Origin of the sequence: Pseudarthrobacter sp. NPDC055928 (genome assembly GCF_042270935.1) — a bacterium.
GTDB lineage: Bacteria > Actinomycetota > Actinomycetes > Actinomycetales > Micrococcaceae > Arthrobacter.
In genome coordinates, this window is the sequence record NZ_JBHJZH010000002.1 from 180505 (window position 1) to 201467 (window position 20963).

19 protein-coding genes are annotated in these 20963 nt (G+C 64.2%); 6 read left to right on the forward strand and 13 right to left on the reverse strand.

Annotated features, from left to right (window positions below; genetic code table 11):
- Positions 1–19: 19 nt before the first annotated feature.
- From ACFC25_RS03940 to ACFC25_RS03950, 3 genes are all read right to left on the reverse strand, one after another.
- The gene (locus tag ACFC25_RS03940) at positions 20–946 is read right to left on the reverse strand and encodes a hypothetical protein (protein ID WP_376044122.1); all 927 of its coding nucleotides are present in this window, start codon (positions 944–946) and stop codon (positions 20–22) included.
- Positions 947–962: 16 nt separating this feature from the next.
- Positions 963–1619: a DUF6318 family protein gene (locus tag ACFC25_RS03945; RefSeq protein WP_376044123.1), complete on the reverse strand. Its 657-nt coding sequence runs from the start codon at positions 1617–1619 to the stop codon at positions 963–965.
- Positions 1620–1872: 253 nt separating this feature from the next.
- Positions 1873–3327 carry a DUF222 domain-containing protein gene (locus ACFC25_RS03950; protein WP_376044125.1) on the reverse strand — a complete coding sequence of 485 codons (1455 nt, stop codon included), beginning with the start codon at positions 3325–3327 and terminating at the stop codon, positions 1873–1875.
- Between the two features lie 224 nt (positions 3328–3551).
- Here ACFC25_RS03950 and ACFC25_RS03955 point away from each other — a divergent pair, with 224 nt between their 5' ends.
- The gene (locus ACFC25_RS03955) at positions 3552–4610 is read left to right on the forward strand and encodes a M4 family metallopeptidase (protein WP_376044127.1); all 1059 of its coding nucleotides are present in this window, start codon (positions 3552–3554) and stop codon (positions 4608–4610) included.
- Positions 4611–4669: 59 nt separating this feature from the next.
- Positions 4670–4972, forward strand: coding sequence for a protealysin inhibitor emfourin (locus ACFC25_RS03960; protein WP_376044129.1), 303 nt, complete (start codon positions 4670–4672; stop codon positions 4970–4972).
- A gap of 36 nt (positions 4973–5008) precedes the next feature.
- Here ACFC25_RS03960 and ACFC25_RS03965 read toward each other — a convergent pair whose 3' ends face one another.
- Positions 5009–5977: a helix-turn-helix domain-containing protein gene (locus ACFC25_RS03965; RefSeq protein ID WP_337345830.1), complete on the reverse strand. Its 969-nt coding sequence runs from the start codon at positions 5975–5977 to the stop codon at positions 5009–5011.
- An 81-nt stretch (positions 5978–6058) separates the two neighbouring features.
- On the opposite strand from ACFC25_RS03965, the gene ACFC25_RS03970 reads away from it, so the two are divergent.
- Both ACFC25_RS03970 and hrpA read left to right on the forward strand, forming a co-directional pair.
- Entirely contained in the window at positions 6059–6226 is a 168-nt protein-coding gene (locus ACFC25_RS03970; protein WP_337345829.1) for a hypothetical protein, read from the forward strand.
- A gap of 243 nt (positions 6227–6469) precedes the next feature.
- Positions 6470–10417, forward strand: coding sequence for an ATP-dependent RNA helicase HrpA (hrpA, locus tag ACFC25_RS03975; protein ID WP_376044131.1), 3948 nt, complete (start codon positions 6470–6472; stop codon positions 10415–10417).
- A gap of 35 nt (positions 10418–10452) precedes the next feature.
- Here hrpA and ACFC25_RS03980 read toward each other — a convergent pair whose 3' ends face one another.
- From ACFC25_RS03980 to ACFC25_RS03990, 3 genes are all read right to left on the reverse strand, one after another.
- A complete protein-coding gene (locus ACFC25_RS03980; RefSeq protein WP_376044133.1) occupies positions 10453–10884 on the reverse strand; it encodes an HIT family protein in 432 nt (143 codons plus the stop codon).
- Positions 10881–12041 carry an NAD(P)-dependent alcohol dehydrogenase gene (locus tag ACFC25_RS03985; protein ID WP_337351028.1) on the reverse strand — a complete coding sequence of 387 codons (1161 nt, stop codon included), beginning with the start codon at positions 12039–12041 and terminating at the stop codon, positions 10881–10883. The genes ACFC25_RS03980 and ACFC25_RS03985 overlap by 4 nt, the downstream gene beginning before the upstream one ends.
- Before the next feature lie 63 nt (positions 12042–12104).
- Positions 12105–12944 carry a sulfurtransferase gene (locus ACFC25_RS03990; protein ID WP_376044135.1) on the reverse strand — a complete coding sequence of 280 codons (840 nt, stop codon included), beginning with the start codon at positions 12942–12944 and terminating at the stop codon, positions 12105–12107.
- An 83-nt stretch (positions 12945–13027) separates the two neighbouring features.
- Here ACFC25_RS03990 and ACFC25_RS03995 point away from each other — a divergent pair, with 83 nt between their 5' ends.
- Entirely contained in the window at positions 13028–14107 is a 1080-nt protein-coding gene (locus tag ACFC25_RS03995) for a PLP-dependent cysteine synthase family protein (protein WP_376044136.1), read from the forward strand.
- Here ACFC25_RS03995 and ACFC25_RS04000 read toward each other — a convergent pair.
- On the reverse strand, positions 14104–14760 hold the full coding sequence (locus tag ACFC25_RS04000) for an MBL fold metallo-hydrolase (RefSeq protein ID WP_376044138.1): 657 nt from the start codon (positions 14758–14760) through the stop codon (positions 14104–14106). The two genes, ACFC25_RS03995 and ACFC25_RS04000, sit on opposite strands and share 4 nt — an antisense overlap.
- A gap of 111 nt (positions 14761–14871) precedes the next feature.
- Here ACFC25_RS04000 and ACFC25_RS04005 point away from each other — a divergent pair, with 111 nt between their 5' ends.
- Positions 14872–15351, forward strand: coding sequence for a Fur family transcriptional regulator (locus ACFC25_RS04005; protein WP_337351025.1), 480 nt, complete (start codon positions 14872–14874; stop codon positions 15349–15351).
- A gap of 43 nt (positions 15352–15394) precedes the next feature.
- Here ACFC25_RS04005 and ACFC25_RS04010 read toward each other — a convergent pair whose 3' ends face one another.
- The 5 genes from ACFC25_RS04010 to ACFC25_RS04030 all read right to left on the reverse strand — a co-directional run bounded on the left by ACFC25_RS04010 (position 15395) and on the right by ACFC25_RS04030 (position 20581).
- Positions 15395–16270 carry a metal ABC transporter permease gene (locus ACFC25_RS04010; protein ID WP_337345822.1) on the reverse strand — a complete coding sequence of 292 codons (876 nt, stop codon included), beginning with the start codon at positions 16268–16270 and terminating at the stop codon, positions 15395–15397.
- A complete protein-coding gene (locus tag ACFC25_RS04015) occupies positions 16270–17085 on the reverse strand; it encodes a metal ABC transporter ATP-binding protein (RefSeq protein WP_337345821.1) in 816 nt (271 codons plus the stop codon). The genes ACFC25_RS04010 and ACFC25_RS04015 overlap by 1 nt, the downstream gene beginning before the upstream one ends.
- Positions 17086–18072 carry a metal ABC transporter solute-binding protein, Zn/Mn family gene (locus ACFC25_RS04020; RefSeq protein ID WP_376044141.1) on the reverse strand — a complete coding sequence of 329 codons (987 nt, stop codon included), beginning with the start codon at positions 18070–18072 and terminating at the stop codon, positions 17086–17088.
- A 107-nt stretch (positions 18073–18179) separates the two neighbouring features.
- Positions 18180–19250 carry a hemolysin family protein gene (locus ACFC25_RS04025; protein ID WP_337345819.1) on the reverse strand — a complete coding sequence of 357 codons (1071 nt, stop codon included), beginning with the start codon at positions 19248–19250 and terminating at the stop codon, positions 18180–18182.
- Positions 19247–20581 (reverse strand): hemolysin family protein, encoded by a 1335-nt coding sequence (locus ACFC25_RS04030; protein ID WP_337351023.1) that lies wholly within the window; start codon positions 20579–20581, stop codon positions 19247–19249. Before ACFC25_RS04030 ends, ACFC25_RS04025 begins: the two co-directional genes overlap by 4 nt.
- Positions 20582–20963: the final 382 nt, after the last annotated feature.

Here is a 20963-nt window from a genome sequence, read left to right on the forward strand (position 1 = left end):
TGAGGCCCATGATGCGGCGTTAGGGCGCTGACGGCACTCCGGGGCAGCCTTGGCCTTGGGGATTCTGGTTGCAGTCGTCGGCGTAGTTGCGGGTGATGGACCGCCATACGCTGATGTTCTGGGGCGCGGCGCTGAACTGGCCTTGTCCGGGGATGGGCAACGGGGGTCCGTTGTTGACGGAGTACGTCCCTCGGAATGAGGTGGTGAGGACTACTTGGAAGTCTCCAGTGGCCGTGTAGGCGTGACTGGTCCGTGTTTTCTCGCCCCAACGCTCCTGCGGAAGTGGTCCACCCATCGATGACTGTGGGCCTAACACCGTACCGTCGCCGTAATTCCACGTGTACTGGACCGGTGTGGCTACGACGTGGACCTGCTGCCCGAACATGGTGACGTCGAACTGCTGCTCGCTGGCGTCGGCATAGAAGTTCGTCTCGGCGCCCCGGAGGGTGTGCGGGCTCGGCTGGGCCACGACTGACCCCGCCTTGACCGGCAAGTTCTCGAACTGGCGCTGAATGTCCGCGGCAATGCGTGGCAGCAGGTCCTCGGGCTTCGCGTCGTAGAGGCACGTCGGGCCGGAGTGGTGCGTCCATACCGGGTTGGCCAGTCCGCGAGGTGCCTTTAACCAGACGACGGGAATGCCTGCCTTGCCCTCAGGCCCACTCTTGCACTCGACCTGGTCCCGCAGGCAGACGGAATTGAAATCGCCCCCGCCGAGGTGGCATTGGAGTTCGTACTTGTACTGGTTTGGATCTGCCGCCGCGGCATCTGTTACTTTTTCGAAAAGTCCAGTACTTGGATTGGGAAGCCATCGGGAACTTACATCTATGCCGCCCGGCGCAAATCCAGCCAGATTATCGTTCAGATTCTCCGCGACTGCAGCAGGGGAACCGCCAAGAAGAGAGAGGAGCAGTGCAATAACAACTAGACGGCACGACCTAGTCCTCACTAGCTGACCACCTTCGCTAGCCGTTTAGACGCTGGGCGTCGACAAGATGCCAGCCCGACGCCGAGTAAGCTGCCAAGAAGATTTGCCCGACATCCGTGGGAGCTACGACAGTATCTGACATCGTCCCATCCGCTTTGTAGGCTCGGAGCTCCGACTGCTGAACTTGAACGATGGCTTGATATAGCCCATCCCCCGTCTTCACAAATCGTGTTTCTATGGTGGGCGTGACGATTTTTCCACCCGCAAGCCAGCGCCCTTCGGTGTACCAGTTTCGAATGACCTTCTCCGCCGCCTGACAATTGGCACAGTCTGGTCCACTAATCTTCTCCAGCGCCTCCACACTGCCGGTCTCATACGCGTAACTTAGGGTCGAGTACCAGTACCCCACGAATGCCTCCAGCCCTTCCTTCGTCTCGGTCTTTGCGACCTCAGGCAACACGGGCACGGGCACGTTCTGTGCGGGGCCCGTTGCGTCAGCTGGTTTGTAGGCTGCGGTGGGAGTCGGCGTGGCGCTCGGGGTCACCGACTCTGTGGCAGACACGGAAGGTGACGTGCCAGTGCTGTTGGGACCGCTGCCCGAGTTGCAGCCCGAGAGCGCCACAGCGGCCGCCGCAACAACTACGAGTGGGGTCAGGCGCAGACGCCGGGACGTAAAAAGGTTGTGCGATGTCATGGGCAGCTATTCCCCCAATAGTGTTTCAATGCCTCGCTCCGAACAATTCCTTAAGGTTAGCCCAGGCGACAGTTCAGCGCTCAGAGTTATCCACAGGCCCCGTCGTCGGTTCCATCGCCGTCCGATCCGGATGAAAAGTCACATATGCGACTGCCCCATGGCGTGCACAGAGAGCAGCAGGAATGCCACACCAACGATCAATGCGGCCCGGGCGGATGGTGACAAGGCTGGGTGGTCGCCACACCCCGGCGAACTAGGGCGGTGTCTCGTTCCAGCTCGCCGCTAAAACCTGCGCCGGTAACCTAGGTGGTTCCCAGTCTTGGTGTTCGCTTTGGTAGTGGCGTCCGGTGGGTGAGGTCCAGCCGGGTGGTTTGTCGATGCTGGCTTCGGTGGGTGTCCAGGCGGTGGTGTGTTTTAGCCGGTGGTGTTTGGGGCAGGGCTGGCCGAGGTTGCTGATGCCGGTGGTGCCGCCGTCGGCCCAGGCCAGGAGGTGGTCGGCTTCATTGTCCAGGGACTGGTTGTTGCAGCCGGGAAACGGGCATTTGCCGTCCCGGAGCCTCAGCCATTGGCGCATCGCGGCGGGGATCCGGTAGCTTTGGCGGCCGATCTCCAGCGGCGCCCCGTTCCGGGGGTCGGTCAACACGCGATGGAACGAGCCGGCGCCGTCGGCGACCAGGCTCCGGGCCATCGATGCCGGGATCGGACCGTACCCGTCGAGAGTGGCTGGTTCGTCCGTGAGGCCCATCAGCGCGAACACCGGCACCGTCACCAGGACCTGCGCCGCCGGTAACGGGACCCGCCCCGTCGACTCATCGGCGGAGCCGCCGTCAGCCGTTGTTTCATCGCCCGCGGCGCCGCTGAGGAGCAGTTTGGCGGCGATGTCGGCGCGGAGCTGGGTCATGGTGCGGGTCTCGGCCGGGCCCTGGAGGGTGCGGGCGGCGGCGGTTATACCGTTCCAGATCCCGGCCGCCCGGTCCGCGGGCAGGTAAGCCGAAAGCCAGGCCATGCCGTCCCGGTCCGGGACGTACTCCAACCGCCGGTCCAACACACTCCTGGCATGGCGCTTTTCAATACTCACCGGATGATGGCGTTCCCGCCAAGTCCGGGCCTTGGCCCGGAACCGGGACGGGACCAGCTCCCCGGCCGGGCACTCCCGCGCCCGGTCCGGAACGTCCGGGCCCAGGAAACGGGCCTCCAACGCCGCCGCGCCGGCCGCATCCAGGCCGGTGGTTTCATCGACCATGATCTTCGCGTGCTGCCACGACAGGTCCCCGGCCTGCAGGGCGGCCAGCGTCAGCGGCAGGGCCGTGGTCAGTTCATGGGCCTGCGCCAGCAGCGCCGAGGCCGAGCGTTCAGTCACCGTCAGGGCACAGGCGACCTCGGACACCACACTCATCTCCTGGGCGGTGTGTTCGCCCGGGCTCCTGACCGGGCCGTCCAGGGCCGCAGCCTTTCCCGCGTACGCGGCGGCCAGGCGCACCCTGAACGCCGCCACCATTGCGTCCACCCGGACCGAACCGTCCAGCCCGTCCAGGCAAGCATCGGCCTGCCCCCGCAAAGGATCACCACCGCAGGAACCCGTCCCGGAATCCATCTGGGAACCCATCCCGGAACCGCGGCCACCCAGCCCCCGGCGCACAAAGGCAGCAAACTCCGCAGCAGCAGCCTCGAAGGCCTCCACCGCCTCGTCAACACCCGGGATCCCCATACCCCCATCATCCAGCGAGGTGCCAACAAAAACAGCCCAGCACATCGCCTATGTGGATAACCCCCGACCACCCAGGACATGGCCGCAGAGCTCCCCGCCTATACCCAGGCGACCCCCGCCAAGGTTTCCAAAAATCTAGGCCCCTTACATCAAACGGGTGTGGCTGCAGTCCTTTTGTCGGTGGCCCCTCGTAGGCTGATTCAACCAACTTGAGGGGGTAGGCCATGCACGCTTCAGCCACATTCTGTTCCATCATTCCGCCGTACCTGCTGCGCCGGCTGGCCCGCCAGGACGCACCACAGTTTTCCGCCGCAGCCCGGGCCGCGAAAGAGGCACTGAGCCATGTCCGGTCGGTCCAGGAGTCCCGAGCCCAGCCGGCCAGGGTTACTCCCCCGGGACTTCGGCAGGTCCAGCCGGGACCGCCTCACCGAAGCATCTACGACGCACAAGGCGCCGAGAAACTTCCCGGCAAGCTCGTCCGAAAGGAAGGTGAACCGGACTCGGGCGACGACGCGGCGAACGAAGCCTACGACGGCCTAGGGCACACGCACCGGCTTTACGCTGAGGTCTTTGGCCGGAACTCCATCGACGGTGAGGGTCTCCCCCTCGACGCCACGGTCCATTTCGGAAAGCTCTACGACAACGCCTTCTGGGACGGCAGCCAGATGGTTTTCGGCGACGGCGATGGCGAGGTTTTCCAACGCTTCACCCGGTCTCTCAGCGTTATTGGCCATGAACTCGCTCACGGCGTCACGCAGTACTCTGCCGGGCTGGCCTACCGCAACCAGGCCGGCGCCATCAACGAATCGATGTCGGATGTTTTTGGTGCCCTGGTGGAGCAATTCCTCAGGCAGCAGTCCTTCAAGGAGGCCAGCTGGCTCATCGGCGAAGGTCTCTTCACTGAGCATGTGGAGGGTTCAGCCCTGCGTTCCATGAAGGCCCCCGGCACTGCATACGACGACGACGTTCTCGGGAAGGACCCACAGCCGGACTCCATGGATTCCTACGTACGCACCAGCGCGGACAACGGTGGTGTCCACATCAACTCAGGGATTCCCAACCGCGCTTTTTACCTCGTCGCAGAGGCATTGGGCGGCAATGCCTGGGAGTCGCCCGGCCGGATCTGGTACGAGACGCTTACCGACGGCTCACTGCCAGCCACAGCCACCTTCAGTGTCTTCGCGAGGGCGACGGCGGCATCCGCCGTCGAGCTTTTTGGCACCGGTTCCCCCGAGCATGACGCCGTACGGCAGGCGTGGGAAACTGTGAAGGTCAAGCTTTAGTTGAATGCCCGGCCGCACACCACCAAGCGGCCAGGCTGCAGGAAAGCCCGGGACCGGCCATGAAGATCAGTGTGGAGCGAAGCGGCGGCATCGCCGCCCTCACAAGAGTATGGACAGTGCACGCCCAGACCGAAAGCGCCAAGAACCAGTGGCAGCCCATTGTCGAAGCATGCCCCTGGGACGCGGTGCCGAAAACTGTCAGGGCGGCAGCCGCGGAGGCTGCCGGGAACCAGGCTGACCGTTTCATCTATGCAATCCGGGCCGGCCAAAGGCGGGCGGCACTGCCCGAGCAGGCTGTCACCGGCCCTTGGCGCGTGCTGGTTGACAGCGCCCGGGCGGCCGCCGAGGACCACCCTGCCTAGGGCAGACCACCCGCAGCATGGCACGACGGGCTCAGCCTAGCCCGCCTCCACCAGCTGCCCCCGGAAGGCCCTGCGGTAGGACTGCGGACTGGTGTCGAGCACCTTGGCGAAGTGGTGCCGGAGCAGCACCGGATGGCCGAACCCGGATTCCCTGGCCACCTCGTCGATGTTGAGGTCCGTCGATTCCAGCAACTCCTGCGCCCGGAGGACCCGCTGTGAGTTGAGCCATGCCGCCGGCGTGGCGCCCGTCTCGGAGCGGAAGCGGCGCGCGAATGTCCGCGCCGACATGTGCACGCGGGTCGCCAGTTCGCCGACGGTGTGCTCGCGATCCAGGTTCTGCACCATCCAGCGAAGGAGCTCCTCCATCGGCGCGGAGCCGCACGTGGGCATGGGCCGGTCGATAAACTGCGCCTGACCGCCGTCGCGGTGCGGGGGAACCACCATGTCCCGCGCAATCGCGGCAGCCACATTCGCGCCAAGTTCCACGCGGACCAAATGGAGGCAGGCATCGATCCCGGCTGCCGTGCCTGCACTGGAGATGATGTTCCCGTCCTGGACGTAGAGCACGTTTTCGTCCACCTGCACATCCGGATAGCGGCTGGCGAGCTCCCCCGAGTAGTGCCAGTGCGTTGTGCAGCGCCGGCCGTTGAGCAGGCCCGCTCGGGCGAGGGCAAAAGCACCCGAGCAAATGGACATAACCCAGGCTCCCCTGGCATCCGCCGCACGGAGCGCCTCCAGGACGGATTCGGGAACGTCTTCGTCCCGCCCGTACGGCGCCATAATCACCAGGTCCGCATCCGCCGTGGCATCGAGCCCCAAGGAGACGTTCATGGAGAGGCCCGATTTGAGCCTGAGGTTTCCAGGCTCAGGCGTGCAGACCCTGAAATCGAACGCAGGCACGATCCCGCCACGACCAGACCTGTCGATGCCGAATACCTCGCACGCCGTAGCGAATTCGAAGATCGAAAAGTTGGGAACCACGATGACTGCCACTGATTTGAGCATGCATCCATTGTGGCAGAAATTATAGCTTTTTGGGCATTTCTGCCACTGTTGGTTGGCGGCGGCCAGGAGCAGCATTGAGGCATGGAAATCTTCGGAATCATCATCGCCATCCTGCTCCTCATCGTCCTCGCCGCCACCGTTTCAGCGCTTCTGCGCGACGGCCTCGGCCATAACCCGCCCGTCAGCTCCCATCAGGCCTGGTCCGCCTTGGACCTGCCCAGTACCAGCTACACGCTCCGTCTCTTCTGAGCAGGACATCTGTTCTGAGCAGCACATCGGCCCAAGCATCCATCAACCACCAAGGACCCGGCTCATCAGAGCCGGGTCCTCCTCTGTGCAGGCGCCAGGGGTAGGCTGTGATGGTCCGACGGCGGAAGTATGCGTAAAGCACGACGGCGGCATCCGCCCCGGTGCCGAAGCTGATCAGCCCCGGGTGCTGGCCGTAACAGCGTCATAACAGCCAGCGGAGCCCACAGTAGACTGGTTCGAGCCATGACCTTTCACATTTCCTACCCCGCAGAGCTGCCGGTCTCCGAGCGCCGCGAGGACCTGATGGCGGCCATCGCCGCCAACCAGGTGACCATCATTGCCGGCGAGACCGGCTCCGGTAAGACCACCCAGATCCCCAAGATGTGCCTGGAACTGGGCCTGGGCGAAAACGGCCTGATCGGTCATACACAGCCGCGGCGGCTGGCCGCACGGACGGTAGCCGAGCGTATCGCGGAGGAACTCGGCGTCGAAATTGGCCAGGAAGTGGGCTTCCAGGTCCGGTTCACCGGCGAAGTCAGCCGGTCCACCAAGGTTAAGCTCATGACCGACGGCATCCTCCTGGCGGAAATCCAGCGCGACAAGCTGCTGCGGAAATACAACGCGATCATCATCGACGAGGCCCATGAGCGAAGCCTCAACATCGACTTCATCCTTGGCTACCTCAAGCGCATCCTCCCTCAGCGGCCCGACCTGAAGATCATCATCACCTCGGCCACCATCGATCCGGAGCGTTTCGCCAAGCACTTTGGCTCCGAGGACGAGCCCTCTCCCATCATCGAAGTTTCAGGCCGAACGTTCCCGGTGGAGATCCGCTACCGTCCGCTGTCCCAGCCGGCACGCGGCACGGCAGACGGCGAAGACGCCGACGCTTCCGACGACGAACTCGAAGAGGACCGTGATCCACTCGACGCCGTCTGCGACGCCGTCGACGAACTCGCCACTGAGGCACCCGGCGACATCCTCATCTTCTTCTCGGGCGAGCGCGAGATCCGTGACGCGGCCGAGGCACTCAACGCCAGGATCCAGTCCAACCGGCGCCTTGCCGGTACCGAGGTGCTGCCACTCTTTGCCCGCCTCAGCCTGCAGGAACAGCACAAGGTGTTCCACCCGGGCAGCAAACGCCGGATCGTGCTGGCCACCAACGTCGCCGAGACCTCCCTTACCGTTCCGGGCATCAAATACGTCATTGATACCGGCACAGCCCGGATCTCCCGCTATTCGCACCGGACCAAGGTCCAGCGGCTCCCGATTGAACGCGTATCCCAGGCTTCCGCCAACCAGCGCTCCGGGCGGTGTGGCCGCGTCTCTGACGGCATCGCCATCCGGCTGTACTCCGAAGAGGACTTCGAGTCCCGGCCCCTCTTCACCGACCCCGAAATCCTTCGGACCAACTTGGCCGCCGTCATCCTCCAGATGACCGCCATGGGGGTGGCCCGTGGGCCCAAGGACGTGGAGAACTTCCCGTTTGTTGAGCCGCCGGACTCACGGGCAATCAACGACGGCGTTACCCTCCTCCGTGAACTCGGCGCCTTGAGTGCCGCCAGACCGCAAAACGCACAAGCGGACGCCAAGAGCGGCGGCCTGACCGCCGTCGGCCAGAAGCTCGCCCAGCTCCCAGTCGATCCCCGGCTCGGCCGGATGATCGTGGAGGCCGGCAAGCGCGGCTGCGTCCGTGAAGTGATGATCCTTGCGGCAGCGCTTACCATCCAGGACCCGCGCGAGCGTCCTACGGACAAGCAGCAGCTGGCCGCAGAGAAACACGCCCGCTTCCGCGATGAAAACTCAGACTTTACAGGCTTCCTGAACCTATGGAACTACCTGCAGGAGAAGCAGCAGGAACTCTCATCCACGCAGTTCCGCCGCCTGTGCCGCACAGAGTTCATCAACTACCTGCGCGTCAGGGAATGGCAGGACCTGTTCGCCCAGCTCCGGCAGCTGGCCCGGCCGCTGGGCATCAGCCTGGACAACAAGCGTCTCGCCGACCCCGTGGGCAACCACGAAGGCATCCATATCAGCCTGCTCTCCGGCTTGCTCAGCCACATCGGCATCCTCGACGAACGCAAACGCGAATACGTGGGCGCCCGGGGAAGCCGCTTTGCGATCTTCCCCGGCTCAGCGTTGTTCAAGAAGTCGCCTACGTTCGTCATGGCGGCGGAGCTGGTGGAAACCAGCCGTCTCTGGGCACGGGTGGCCGCCAAGTTCGATCCCGTTTGGGCCGAACAGGTTGCGCCGGACCTCGTCAAGCGCACTTACAGCGAACCGCACTGGTCCACCAAGATGGGCGCGGTGATGGCCTACGAGAAGGTCACGCTCTACGGCGTGCCCATCATCCCGCAGCGCCGGGTCAACTACAGCCGGGTGGATCCCGTCCTGGCCCGCGAGCTCTTCATCAGGCATGCATTGGTTGAGGGCGACTGGAAAACGCACCATAAGTTCTTCCACCGCAACCGCGCCCTCCTCCTTGAAGTCGAGGAGCTCGAAGCCAGGATGCGCCGCCGTGACCTGCTGGTGGACGACGAAACCCTGTTTGAGTTCTACGACGCCCGGATTGGCCCCGAAGTTGTGTCCGAGCGGCACTTTGACAAGTGGTGGAAGGAGGCCCGGCAGAAGAATCCGGACCTCCTGGACTACGACAAGTCGCTGCTGCTCAATGACGACGCCGACGACCTGGACGAGGCCGCGTACCCAAAGACCCTCCTGCACAAGGGGTTCGAGCTGCCGCTCAGCTACGAGTTCCATCCGGTGGCGCCCGGCTCGCCGCCCAACCCGTCCGACGGCGTCACGGCCGAAGTGCCGGTGCTCTTCCTGAACCAGCTCGATGATGCAGCGTTCCGCTGGCTGATTCCCGGGCAACGCGCCGAATTGGTAGCGGCCTTGATCAAGTCCCTGCCGAAGCAGATCCGGAAGAACTTTGTTCCCGCTCCAGATGTGGCCCGTCAGGCAGTGGCGGCCCTGGAAGCGGACTTCGACCCCGCCGTCGACGAGCTGGAAGCATCACTCGAACTGGCCCTCCGCCGGATCAGGGGCCACATCATCCCGCCCGGGTCCTGGAACTGGGATGCCGTGCCCTCCCACCTGCGCGTGAGCTTCAAGGTGGTGGACAGCAAGGGCAAGGTACTGGACGAAGGCAAGGACCTGGCCGCCCTGCAGGAAAAGCTGGCGCCGGCGACTCGCCGTGCCATCGCTGAGTCGCTGGGGGCCACGCCTGGAACGACGGCCCCAAAATCCGGCGGCAAAGCCGCCGGAATCACCCCTGCGGCGGCCGAAGGAGGCAGCGCCAACGGCTCGACGCCGGGGTTCAAGGAGCAAAGCGGCCTGACCTCCTGGACGTTCGGCACGGTGCAGCGGCAGGTAAGCAACACCGTCAAGGGCCACACTGTAACGGGCTATCCGGCACTGGTGGACGAAGGGACCTCCGTGGCCCTCCGCGTCTTCCAGACGCCTTCGGAACAGCTGGAGGCCATGAGGGGCGGAGTGATCCGCCTTCTGGCCCTCCGCGTTCCGGCACCGGACCGCTACGTCCTGGAGCACCTCAACAACACCGAAAAACTGACGTTCAGCCAGAACCCGCACGGTTCAGTCTCCGCCCTCATCGCCGACTGTGCCTTGGCCGCCGTAGACAAACTGGTCCCGGCTGAACTTCCGTGGGACCAGGCGTCCTTCGATGCGCTGTATGAGCAGGTCCGCGCCGAACTCATCGATACCGTCTTCAGTGTGACGGCAGTGGTGGAACGCATCCTTGCCAGCACCCGGCGGATCGAGAAGCAGCTGAAGGGCACCACGAGCCTTGCCCTCATCAGCGCACTGAACGATATCAAGAGCCAATTGGAGCAACTCGTGTTCCCGGGCTTTGTGGCCCGCACCGGCTATGCCCAGCTGAGCCAGCTGCCGCGATATTTGGCAGCCATCGAAAAACGGCTGGAACGGCTGCCAGGCAACGTCCAGCGCGACGCCCTCAGCATGGCCGCCGTCCAGCGCCTGGAAGACGACTACGACGACGCGGTGTCGGCCCTGCTGCCTGGCCGCCGGGCAGGTGCGGAGCTGGCCCAGGTGCGCTGGATGATCGAAGAGCTCAGGGTGAGCCTCTTCGCCGTCGAACTGGGGACTGCCTACTCAGTGTCCGAAAAACGAATCCGCGCCGTGCTCAACAAAGCTCTCGCGCCGGCCTAGGCTGTGGGCCTCAGTGGCTCTGGGCATCAGCGGGGCTAGGCGTCGCCAGGTACGAATTCCCCGTAACCGGCGGCCCGCAAACCTTCGCGGAGCTTCTCGGCGTTCGCGTCCAGCACGGCAGGGTCAGGGTGCTGGTCGGCCGAAGCAAAATCAAAATCGGCCATGCTCCTGGATGGCCACACATGGACATGGAAGTGGTTGATCTCGTACCCCGCCACGATCAGCCCGGCACGCTCCGCCGGGAAGATATCCAGCTGCACCGCACCGATCCGGCGCGCCACTTCCATCACCTTGGCGAGCGTTTCCGGCGACGCATCCGTCCAGCGGTCCACTTCCTCTGTGGGGACCACCAGGGTGTGCCCGTCAGCCAGGGGCCCGGTGGTGAGGAAGGCGGCGACGTCCGGCTCGCGCCAGACGAAGCGTCCGGGGATCTCGCCGTTAAGGATCTTGGTGAACAGGGTACTCATGCGTCTGCCTCCTCGGCCGGGGCCTGCAGGGTGCTGGTGTCCAGCACAAACCGGTATTTTACGTCGCCTGCCACCATGCGGTCGTAGGCCTCATTCAGCTGGTCCGCGCGCACCAGTTCGATGTCCGCCACCACATGATGCATAGCGCAGAAATCGAGCATTTCCTGGGTTTCGGCGATGCTGCCGATCAGCGAGCCTGTGTAGGAGATCCGCCGACGGATCAGCGCCCTGGGGTTTACCGGGGGCATGGTCTCTGACGGCAAACCCAGCTGGAACAGCGCACCGTCCCGCCGGATGGTGCGAAGGAAGGGGTCCAAGTCATGTGGAGCGGCCACGGTGTCGATGATGACGTCGATGCTGCGGTCAGCGGCGGCCATCGCGTCCGCGTCCCGGGACAACACCACCTCGTCCGCGCCCAGTTCCAGCGCAGCGGGAACTTTTGATTCGGAGGTGGTAAAGACCACCACACGGGCGCCCATGGCCTTGGCCAGCTTGACCGCCATGTGCCCCAGGCCGCCAAGTCCCACGACGCCCACTGTGTCCCCTTCCTTGACGCCGAAATGGCGGAGCGGGGAAAACGTGGTGACACCGGCACACAGGAGCGGCGCCACGGCAGCAGGGTCAAGGCTGTCCGGCACGCGGACCACGTACCGGCGGTCCACCACTACCGACGTCGAATAACCGCCTTGGGTGATCGCTCCACCGTTGCGGGCGTCCTTCGCCCCATAGGTCCCAGTCAGTCCGTTTTCGCAGTACTGCTCCTGTCCGTCCAGGCAACTCCGGCACTCCCGGCACGAGTCGACCATGCAGCCAACCCCTACCAGATCTCCAGGCGCGAAGTCGTTCACGGCCGACCCGACAGCACTGACGCTGCCGACGATTTCGTGCCCGGGAACCAAGGGGTAGTGCTGGGTGCCCCATTCCCCGCGGGTGGCGTGGACATCCGAGTGGCAGAGGCCGCAGAAGTCAATGGCAATCCGGACGTCGTCCGCCTTGAGTGCCCGCCTTGCTACGGTCAGCGGGACCAGGCCGCTTTCCCCGGACGTGGCGCCATAGGCGGCCGCCAGGCTGTCGTTTACCGTGCTGTCATTTTCGAAGCTGCGAGCCGGCAAAATCGGGCGGGCGAGGGGCGGCGGTACGGGTCGTCCAGGGGTCATACAGCGACGCTACCCCCGTGTTGCCGGATATTTCCACTCGGGAGGCATTCCACCGGGCAGGCGCTAGCGGGGCTCGCTGCCCGTCACCACAGGCAAGGAAGGGTTGTTGGACCATTCGGAGAACGAACCTGGGTATAGCGCCGCCGCGATGCCGGCCATCTCCAGTGCCGCGACCTCGTGGGCGGCAGTGACGCCGGAACCGCAGTACACGGCCACGGGGGCGTCCCCGGAGATCCCCAGCGTGGTGAAGCGGCGCCGCAGTTCGTCGGCGGGGAGGAACCGCCCCGACGCATCAACATTCTCCGTCGTCGGAGCACTGACGGCGCCCGGGATATGGCCAGCCCGCGGGTCCACCGGTTCGAATTCCCCGCGGTACCTTTCGCCAGCCCTGGCGTCCAGGAGGACTCCGGTGCCGGCCCAACTGCCCGCTGTGGCCGCATCGATGGCCGGCATTGCCCCATCACCAAGGGTGACGTTGCCCGGCCTTGCCTCCACATTGCCGCGTTGCACAGGCAGCCCAGCGCCGCGCCACGCCGCCAAGCCGCCGTCGAGCAGGTACACGCCCGGGAAACCGGCGTTGCGCAGCATCCACCAGACCCGTGCTGCAGCCAGGTTCCCGCTGTCGTCGTAAGCGACGACGATGTCGCCGTCGCAGATGCCCCAGCGTCGAGCCGAGGCCTGGAACTGTTCAGCTGTTGGAAGCGGGTGCCTGCCATGTTCCGGCTGGGCGGGGGCAGCCAGTTCGGTGGCCAGGTCCACAAAAACTGCTCCGGGCAGGTGTTCTTCAAGATAGTGTTCGCGGCCATGGGGATCGCCCAGTTGCCACCGGACGTCCAGCAGTACGGTGCGCTGGCCGGCCTTCATTCGGGCGTCGAGTGCGGCCACATCCAGAAGGGGTCCCATGCGGCTCCTAGGAGTAGTTGGTTCGGGCTTTGACCAGACCACTCTAGCCCGGCCCCAACGGGCAGCGCGGGTAGGCTGGTCCGGTGAAGAACGCACGCGCGGACAGGGCCTGGGCTGACCAGGCCATCAGGAAAATTACCGCAGAAAACAACCGGTCCGCGGATACGCACCTATACTCGGTGCCGCTTGCGGAGCACTGGGGAGTCCAGCTGTACCTCAAGGACGAATCAACCCACCGCTCCGGCAGCCTCAAGCACCGGCTGGCCCGTTCCCTGTTCCTCTTTGGCCTGGTCAACGGCTGGATCCGGGAGGACACCACTATTGTGGAGGCGTCCAGCGGCAGCACCGCCGTCTCCGAGGCCTATTTCGCACAGCTGCTGGGCCTGCCCTTCGTCGCTGTGATGGCCCGGACCACCAGCCCGGAAAAGATCGCCCTCATTGAACAGTTCGGCGGGGCCTGCCTGCTCGTGGACCACGCGTCCGAGGTCTACGCCGCTGCGGAGGAGGTCGCAGCAACCAGCAACGGGCATTACATGGACCAGTTCACCTACGCCGAGCGGGCCACCGACTGGCGCGGCAACAACAACATCGCAGAGTCCATCTTCGATCAGCTGTCCATGGAGGAGCACCCGGTCCCCCGCTGGATCGTTGTGGGTGCCGGCACTGGCGGAACCAGCGCGACGATCGGCCGCTACCTCCGGTACCACTCCCATGACACCTCCCTGGCAGTGGTTGACCCCGAGAACTCTGCTTTCTATCCCGGCTGGCGGGACGGCGTGCCGGAATTCACCACCGGCATTCCCTCGCGGATCGAAGGCATCGGGCGGCCGCGGATGGAACCCAGCTTTGTCCCATCTGTCATCGACCGCATGATCCAAGTGCCTGACGCCGCATCCGTGGCCGCAATGCGGCACCTTCGGGAACTCACGGACCTGCACGCAGGGCCTTCCACCGGCACCAACCTCTGGGGTGTCTGGCAACTGGTGGCGGAGATGATCGCCACGGGCCAGCGCGGAAGTATTGTGTCGCTGATGTGCGACGGCGGCGAGCGCTACGCGGGCAACTACTACAACCCGGCGTGGCTGGCCGCCCAGGGGATGGACCCCGAGCCCCATCAGGCAGTCATCAGCCGCTTCTTCGAAACCGGCATCTGGGCACCCTAGACTTCGACTGTTTCACGGACCGCCAGGTGCGTGAATTCCGTGCCGTACTTGGCTCCGATCCGGGTCACATGAGACTCCACCATCTTCAGGCCCATCTCGTTCAGGAGCCCATCGTGGATCTGGAAGGCTTGCGGTGCCCGGACGCCGATGACAAAGTCCACCACTTCGCTGGCCTTGTTCCATGGTGCATGGATGGGAACCAGCAGCGTCTTGACGCTAATGCCGTCCGGGACGATGAAGGAGTCGCCCGGGTGATAGACATTTTCGTCAATGAGGTAGCCTACGTTGGCCACCACGGGAACCTGTGGATGGATCAGGGCATGCTGCCCGCCGAAGCTGCGGACGCTGAACCCGGCAGCGTCAAAGGATATCCCGGGTTCAACCGAATGGATCCGGTCTGCGGCTTGCGGCGCTTCCTCGCGCAGGTTGCCTGCCACCCCCGCCGGCGCGAAAACAGCGAGCTCGCCTTCACCCCGCAGGGCATTGACCAGGGCAGCTACGTCCACGTGGTCGCCGTGCTCGTGCGTGATCAGCACTGCCTGCGCGCCGTCCAGTGCTTCCTTCACTTCGGAGAACGTGCCGGGGTCAAGGACCAGGACACGCCCGTCTACTTCGAGCCGGACGCAGGCGTGAGTGTATTTAGTTAGCTTCATAGCGCCAGCCTAGGGTCCTGTCCGGGCAGGTGTCCACGGAACTCCTGCCCGCCAAGGTCTGGCTGGTAATCTGGATCTTTGCCACCATCCCTCAGGGAAGCGAGTCAATCCATGCCGTATGGCACCAAGGCTGACGAATCGACGCCGTCAACCCCCGCGCCGCGGGTAGGCACCGCCGCGGGCAAAGAGCAGCGCGTCACTAAGCAGCGCCTGGCCGTCAGCGCTGCCCTGGACGAACTGGATGACTTCGTCAGCACCCAGGAGCTCTACCGCATCCTGCAGAACCAGGGCGTTTCCGTCTCCCTCGCCACGGCGTACCGGATCCTGCAGTCGCTGGCTGACGACGGGCTCGTGGATGTTCTGCGCAACGGTGAGGGTGAGGCCGTCTACCGCCGCTGTGCCGTAACCGGCCACCATCACCACCTCCTGTGCCGGAATTGCGGAAAGGCCGTTGAGGTCGAAGCACCCGCAGTCGAAACGTGGGCCGCGCGGACAGCCAAGGACCATGGTTATACCGAGGTGGCGCACACCGTGGAGATCTTTGGGCTGTGCCCGGACTGCACGGCACGCAAGGCCGCTGGGCTCCTGTAGCCTGGTCCGTCGTCGAACACGGACCTGAATCGGCGGGAGATCCTCAGGCCGCGTGCAGCAGCCGGCCGTTTAGCCCGCGCTTGGCGCGGACCGTTCCGATGATCCGGCACACCACATAGATGACGAATGACAGCGTAGTGACATAGGGGCTGATCGGGATGCGGCCGCCCAGTGCCAGCAAGATCCCTCCGACGGTCGCAGTCATCGCAAATGCCACGCTCAGCACCACCACCACCACCGGTGAGGACGTTACCCGCAAAGCCGCTGCGGCCGGCGTAATGAGCAGGGCCAGGACCAGCAAGGCACCCACCACCTGAATGGACAGGGCCACGCTCACGCCCAGCAGGACCATAAAGACCAGGGCCAAGGTCCGCACGGGAACCCCCCGGGCTTCGGCAAGCTCGGGGTCGACACTGGCAAAGTTCAGCGGCCGCCAGATGATCACCAACGCCACCATGACCACCACCGCTGTCCCGGCCAGGGCCTGCAGCTGAACCGTGTCGACAGAGACGATTTGGCCTGTCAGCAGGCCGAACTTATTCGCCGCCCGCCCTTCATAGAGCGACAGGAACAGGATGCCGAGCCCCAGTCCAAACGGCATGATCACGCCAATGATCGAATTCTTGTCCCGCGCCCGCACGCCCATGAGCCCGAGGAGCAGCGCGGCCGCCACTGACCCAATGAGCGAGCCGAAGACGATGTCAGCGCCGATGAGCAGCGCAAAGGCAGCCCCGGCGAAGGAAAGTTCGGAGATGCCGTGAACCGCAAAGGCGAGGTCACGCTTCATCACAAACGTCCCGACGAGGCCGCCCAGCAGCCCCAGGACCGCGCCGGCCCAAATGGAGTTCTGGACCAGGACCAGGAGTTCGCCATAGTTTTCGAAGCTGAAGATCGACCCGATGATGCTGTCGGCGTCCATCACGCCACCTCAGCGGCGGTGGCGTGGACATCCGCGTGATGGTGCGTGGTTGCGTCCGGAAGTCCGACGACGACAATGCGTCCGTTGGCGTGGATGACCTCCACATGGCTGCCATAGAGGTCGGAGAGAACCTCGGTGGTCATGACTTCCTGGGGAGTTCCCACCCGGAAGCGGCCTCCGGCCAGATACAGCACGCGGTCTACGTAATCGATAATCGGATTGATTTCGTGGGTCACAAACACCACTGCACTGTTCTGTTCACGGCACTGCTTGTTGATCAGGGCGCTGACCGCCTGCTGGTGGTGAAGATCCAGGGACAGGAGCGGCTCGTCGCACAACAGGACCTTCGGGTCCGTCGCCAGAGCCTGGGCCACCCGAAGTCGTTGCTGCTCACCGCCGGAGAGCTGCCCCACCGGGACCTTGGCGTAGTCCGTGGCACCGACAAGTTCCAGGAGTTCGTCGATCCTGCGGTTTGCTTTGGCGGCCCCGAGGCGCAGGCCCCACCGGTGGCCATCGACGCCCAGGCCCACCAGGTCCCTGGCACGCATCGGCGTGTCCACAGCGAACGATTTCTGCTGCGGGATGTAACCGATCATCCGGCTCCCCCGTTCCACGGGGTGTGCTCCGAGGCTGGCAGTGCCCGAGTGGAGTTGCTGCAGCCCGAGCAGCACTTTGAGGAAGCTGGTTTTCCCGCTTCCGTTGGGACCAAGCACGGCGAAAAATTCACCGGGCCTGATGTCTAGGTCGAGACCCTCCCACAGCGCCCTCCTGCCAAACTGCAGGGACGCCCCACGGAGGCTCACAACCGGTTTCAACTACTTTTTCTCCAAAACTTTGCTGATGTTGTCCACATTGTCCGTCATCCACTGCAGGTACGTCTTGCCCTCCGGCAGTGTTTCGCTGAAGTCGACCACCGGAACGCCGGCTGTTTCTGCCGCCTTCTTCAGCGCCTCGGTCTGGGGACCTTCGGTCTGCAGGTTGTACGCCAGGAAGCTTAGGTCCTTGGAACCGGCAAGATCGGTTGCCGCCTTCAGCACGGCTGGCGGTACGTCAGTGCCTTCTTCGATCGCTGCAGTGTAGTCCTCCGGTGTCTTGTTCTCCAGCCCGGCGGCCTCAAGCAGGTACAACGGAACTGGCTCAGTAACTGCAACAGGAGCTCCGGCATCGGCCGCCGACAATGCTGCCAGTTTACCCGTGAGCCCATCCAGGCCGGACTTGAACGTGGCTGCGTTCGCCTCGAACGCGGCAGCTGAACCCGGCTCGGCTTCACCGAACTTGGCAGCGAGGACATCTGCCAGCTTCCCCATCGCAGAAAGGCTGTACCACACGTGTTCGTTGAACTCGCCGTGATCGTGGACGTGGTCGTCGGCCGGCTCGGTGGCTTCCGCAGCCGCAGGCTCGGATGCTTCCTCCTCCGGCGCCAGTCCCGATACTTCCACGGCACTGACAATGCTGTCGTGGGGGATCTTGCTGTCGTCTGCGAGCGTGTGGATAAAGCCGTCGTAGCCGCCACCGTTCTCAATGACGAGGTCGGCCTTGGACACTACCAGCCGGTCCTGGGCGGTCGCCTCGTAGGAATGCGGGTCCTGGCTGGTCTTGTTGATGATCGCCGTGACGTTGACCTTGTCGCCCCCGATGGCCTTGGCAATGTCGCCATAGACGTTCGTGGAGGCAACCACATTGATTCCCTCGGCAGCCGAAGAGGCGCCGGAGGGCGCCCCCTCAGCAGAGCATGCAGACAACATCAGGCCAAGGCCGGCGAGGGCGGCCAGGGATGCACGGGCGGCGGATGGACGGCGCACGGAAACCTCAGATCAGTTCAGGAGGGACAAAAGCAACTCCGGAAAGTCTATCTCCAAATAGGAATGATTCCTATTTAGAAAAGCGCCAGTGTCCCCGACCGCGGGCATCACTCGCCGTTCGGCTGGCCGAGCCTCCGAATCCCGGTCGCCTGCGTAGCATCCCGGATTTCGCCGACAAGCTGCTCGATCACATCTTCCAGGAACAGCACCCCCTGCGTCTGGCCATCCGGGCCGATGACCCGGGCCAGGTGCGAACCGGTTCGCTGCATGACCGACATCGCCTTCTCGATCTCATCGCCCAGCGCGAGGTTGGCAAGAGAGCGGATCCGGCTTTCCGCAATCGGGTGCTGATAATCCGCATCGGGGATGGACAGCACGTCCTTGACATGCAGGTAGCCGTAGAGCATCTCATCATCGTCCAGCATCGGGAACCGCGAGAATCCGGTCCGGCTGACTGCCTTCTCGAATTCCACCGGCGTGGTGGCGGCCTTTAGCATGACCAGCTTGTCCAGCGGCACCATGATGTCCGAGGCGGTGTGGTCGGAGAATTCCAGTGCACCCGTGATCAGCCCTGCATCATCGTCCACCAGACCGTGCCGGGTGGACTCCTGGACGATCGATTGGACTTCCTCCAAGGTGAACGAGGAATTCACCTCGTCTTTGGGTTCGATGCGGAGGAGCTTCAGGATGTGGTTGGCCGACCAGTTCAGGGCCACAATAACGGGCTTGACCAGGCGGGCAACAAACATCAGCGGCGGCGCCAGGAAAAGTGCGGCCTTGTCAGCTACCGAAACCGAGATGTTCTTCGGCACCATTTCGCCGAAGGTCACGTGCAGGAAGGTAACCACCATCAGCGCGACGGCGAACGCCGCCACATCGGCGATCTCCATTGGCAGCCCCACGGCTTCCAGCGGGGCAGCCAGGAGATGGTGGATGGCCGGTTCGGCTACCAGCAGGATCAGCAGGGAGCAGACCGTGATGCCCAGCTGCGCGCACGCCAGCATCAGGGACACGTTCTCCATTGCCCGCAAGGTGGTCTGCGCGCGCTTGGACCCGGCGTCGGCCAGCGGTTCAATCTGGCTGCGCCTGGCCGACATCACGGCGAACTCGGCGGCAACAAAAAACGCGTTACCCAGCAGGAGCACTACCAGCCAGAAAATTCCGGCCCAGTCACTCATCGTTCCGTCCTGTCATTCGGGTCAGGCTCTGCATCAGGGGCGGCCGGCCGGAAGCAAATCCTGTCGATCCGGCGCCCGTCCATCCTGGTCACGCTCAACGTTCCGCCGCCCACCGCCACAGTGTCCCCGACGGCGGCGATCCGCCCCAATTCACTCATGACGTAGCCGCCCACCGTCTCGTAGGCTGCTTCGTCGGGAACGGTCAGGCCGGGAATCTGTTCGGAGAGTTCGTCCGGACGCAGCAGCCCAGGGAAGTACCAGTCACCCGATGCGCTTTGCAGGAGCCCCGGACGGACTTTGTCGTGCTCGTCCGCCACTTCTCCTACGATTTCCTCCACGAGGTCTTCGAGCGTCGCGATTCCGGCGGTGCCGCCATACTCATCAAGGACCACGGCGAGCTGGAGGTTTCCCTCGCGGAGTTCAGCGAGGAGAGCATCGAGGTGGATGGTTTCCGGGACCCGAAGGACGTCGGTCATGATGGCTCCGGCCTCCAGGTTTGCCCGGCGTGCCGAAGGTACGGCCACAGCCTTCTTGACGTGGACCAATCCCCTGATGTCATCGGCAGAGTCCCCGATGACCGGGAACCGCGAGTAACCCGTGCGGCGGGCGGCCTCCACGATGTCCGAAACGGGCTGGTCGGCGTCGATGGTTTCCACGCGGATCCGTGGTGTCATCACGTCGGCAGCCGTCCTGGCCGAGAAATTCAGTGTCCGTGCCACGAAGTTGGCCGTTCCGGCGTCGAGCGTTCCCATGGCAGCCGAGCGACGCACCAGGGATGCGAGCTCGGCAGGCGTCCGGGCACCGGAAATCTCTTCCTTGGCTTCGAGGCCGAAGACGTTGAGGACTTTGTTGGAAAACCCGTTGAGGACCACGATGGCCGGTCTGAAAATGGCCGTGAACATCAGCTGTGGCCTCGCGAGTGCGCGGCCCACGGGGAATGACAGGGCGATGGCCATGTTCTTGGGCACCAGCTCGCCCAGGAGCATGGAGAGCAGGGTGGCCAGCACCATCGCGATGACAAGGGAAATGGACGCTGCTGCGGCCTCAGGGATCCCGGCGGCGGTCAGGGGCACCTCAAGCAGTTTGCCGACGGAGGGTTCCATGACGTAACCGGTCAGGAGGGTGGTCAGGGTGATGCCAAGCTGGCAGCTGGAGAGCTGGGTTGAAAGGGACTTCAGGCACTTGAGCAGCGCAACGGCACGGGTGTCACCGTTGTCGATCGCGCGTTGGACAGTCGCCTGGTCCAGGGCAATAAGGGAAAATTCGACGGCGACGAAGAAGCCGGTGCCGGCGATCAGCAGGAGGCCTGCCGCGAGGAGTAACCATTCCATTCAGCAGCCCGCCCGGTGATGCTGGGGCGGGGTGATGGTGCAGGTCCGTGTTCCAGGCTGGATCCGGGGAAGTCTGCCCGGCGGAGGATGGTCCGCCGAAGCGGACGCTGTCTCCTTGAAGGCTCCGGAGGCGTGGAACGACGGAGTGTGATGGGCGCGTGTTCGGGGTTTGCCGGCTCGGCGGGTCGGCTGCGCGTTGCTGTACTTCATGCTCCGCTGACAGCCCCCAGGCCGGCACCTAGATTTACTGTCCATAAGAATTTCAGTCTACAGGAGCAAATCCCGGCATCCTGAAGCGTCCCCTGGGATAGCCCTCCATGAGCGTCGGGCAGGGACCGGCGGCGCCATATTTGCCAATCTACGCGTCACTTCATGATTTGGG

What these genes read in the sequence shown, in the direction of transcription:
- ACFC25_RS04030 (WP_337351023.1), bottom strand. Translation starts at nt 20,581, where the DNA reads ATGGAATGGTTACTCCTCGCGGCAGGCCTCCTGCTGATCGCCGGCACC.
- ACFC25_RS03950 (WP_376044125.1), bottom strand. Translation starts at nt 3,327, where the DNA reads ATGGGGATCCCGGGTGTTGACGAGGCGGTGGAGGCCTTCGAGGCTGCT.
- ACFC25_RS04005 (WP_337351025.1), top strand. Translation starts at nt 14,872, where the DNA reads ATGCCGTATGGCACCAAGGCTGACGAATCGACGCCGTCAACCCCCGCG.
- ACFC25_RS03955 (WP_376044127.1), top strand. Translation starts at nt 3,552, where the DNA reads ATGCACGCTTCAGCCACATTCTGTTCCATCATTCCGCCGTACCTGCTG.
- ACFC25_RS04000 (WP_376044138.1), bottom strand. Translation starts at nt 14,760, where the DNA reads ATGAAGCTAACTAAATACACTCACGCCTGCGTCCGGCTCGAAGTAGAC.
- hrpA (WP_376044131.1), top strand. Translation starts at nt 6,470, where the DNA reads ATGACCTTTCACATTTCCTACCCCGCAGAGCTGCCGGTCTCCGAGCGC.
- ACFC25_RS04025 (WP_337345819.1), bottom strand. Translation starts at nt 19,250, where the DNA reads ATGAGTGACTGGGCCGGAATTTTCTGGCTGGTAGTGCTCCTGCTGGGT.
- ACFC25_RS03980 (WP_376044133.1), bottom strand. Translation starts at nt 10,884, where the DNA reads ATGAGTACCCTGTTCACCAAGATCCTTAACGGCGAGATCCCCGGACGC.
- ACFC25_RS03970 (WP_337345829.1), top strand. Translation starts at nt 6,059, where the DNA reads ATGGAAATCTTCGGAATCATCATCGCCATCCTGCTCCTCATCGTCCTC.
- ACFC25_RS03965 (WP_337345830.1), bottom strand. Translation starts at nt 5,977, where the DNA reads ATGCTCAAATCAGTGGCAGTCATCGTGGTTCCCAACTTTTCGATCTTC.
- ACFC25_RS04010 (WP_337345822.1), bottom strand. Translation starts at nt 16,270, where the DNA reads ATGGACGCCGACAGCATCATCGGGTCGATCTTCAGCTTCGAAAACTAT.
- ACFC25_RS03985 (WP_337351028.1), bottom strand. Translation starts at nt 12,041, where the DNA reads ATGACCCCTGGACGACCCGTACCGCCGCCCCTCGCCCGCCCGATTTTG.
- ACFC25_RS03945 (WP_376044123.1), bottom strand. Translation starts at nt 1,619, where the DNA reads ATGACATCGCACAACCTTTTTACGTCCCGGCGTCTGCGCCTGACCCCA.
- ACFC25_RS03960 (WP_376044129.1), top strand. Translation starts at nt 4,670, where the DNA reads ATGAAGATCAGTGTGGAGCGAAGCGGCGGCATCGCCGCCCTCACAAGA.
- ACFC25_RS03990 (WP_376044135.1), bottom strand. Translation starts at nt 12,944, where the DNA reads ATGGGACCCCTTCTGGATGTGGCCGCACTCGACGCCCGAATGAAGGCC.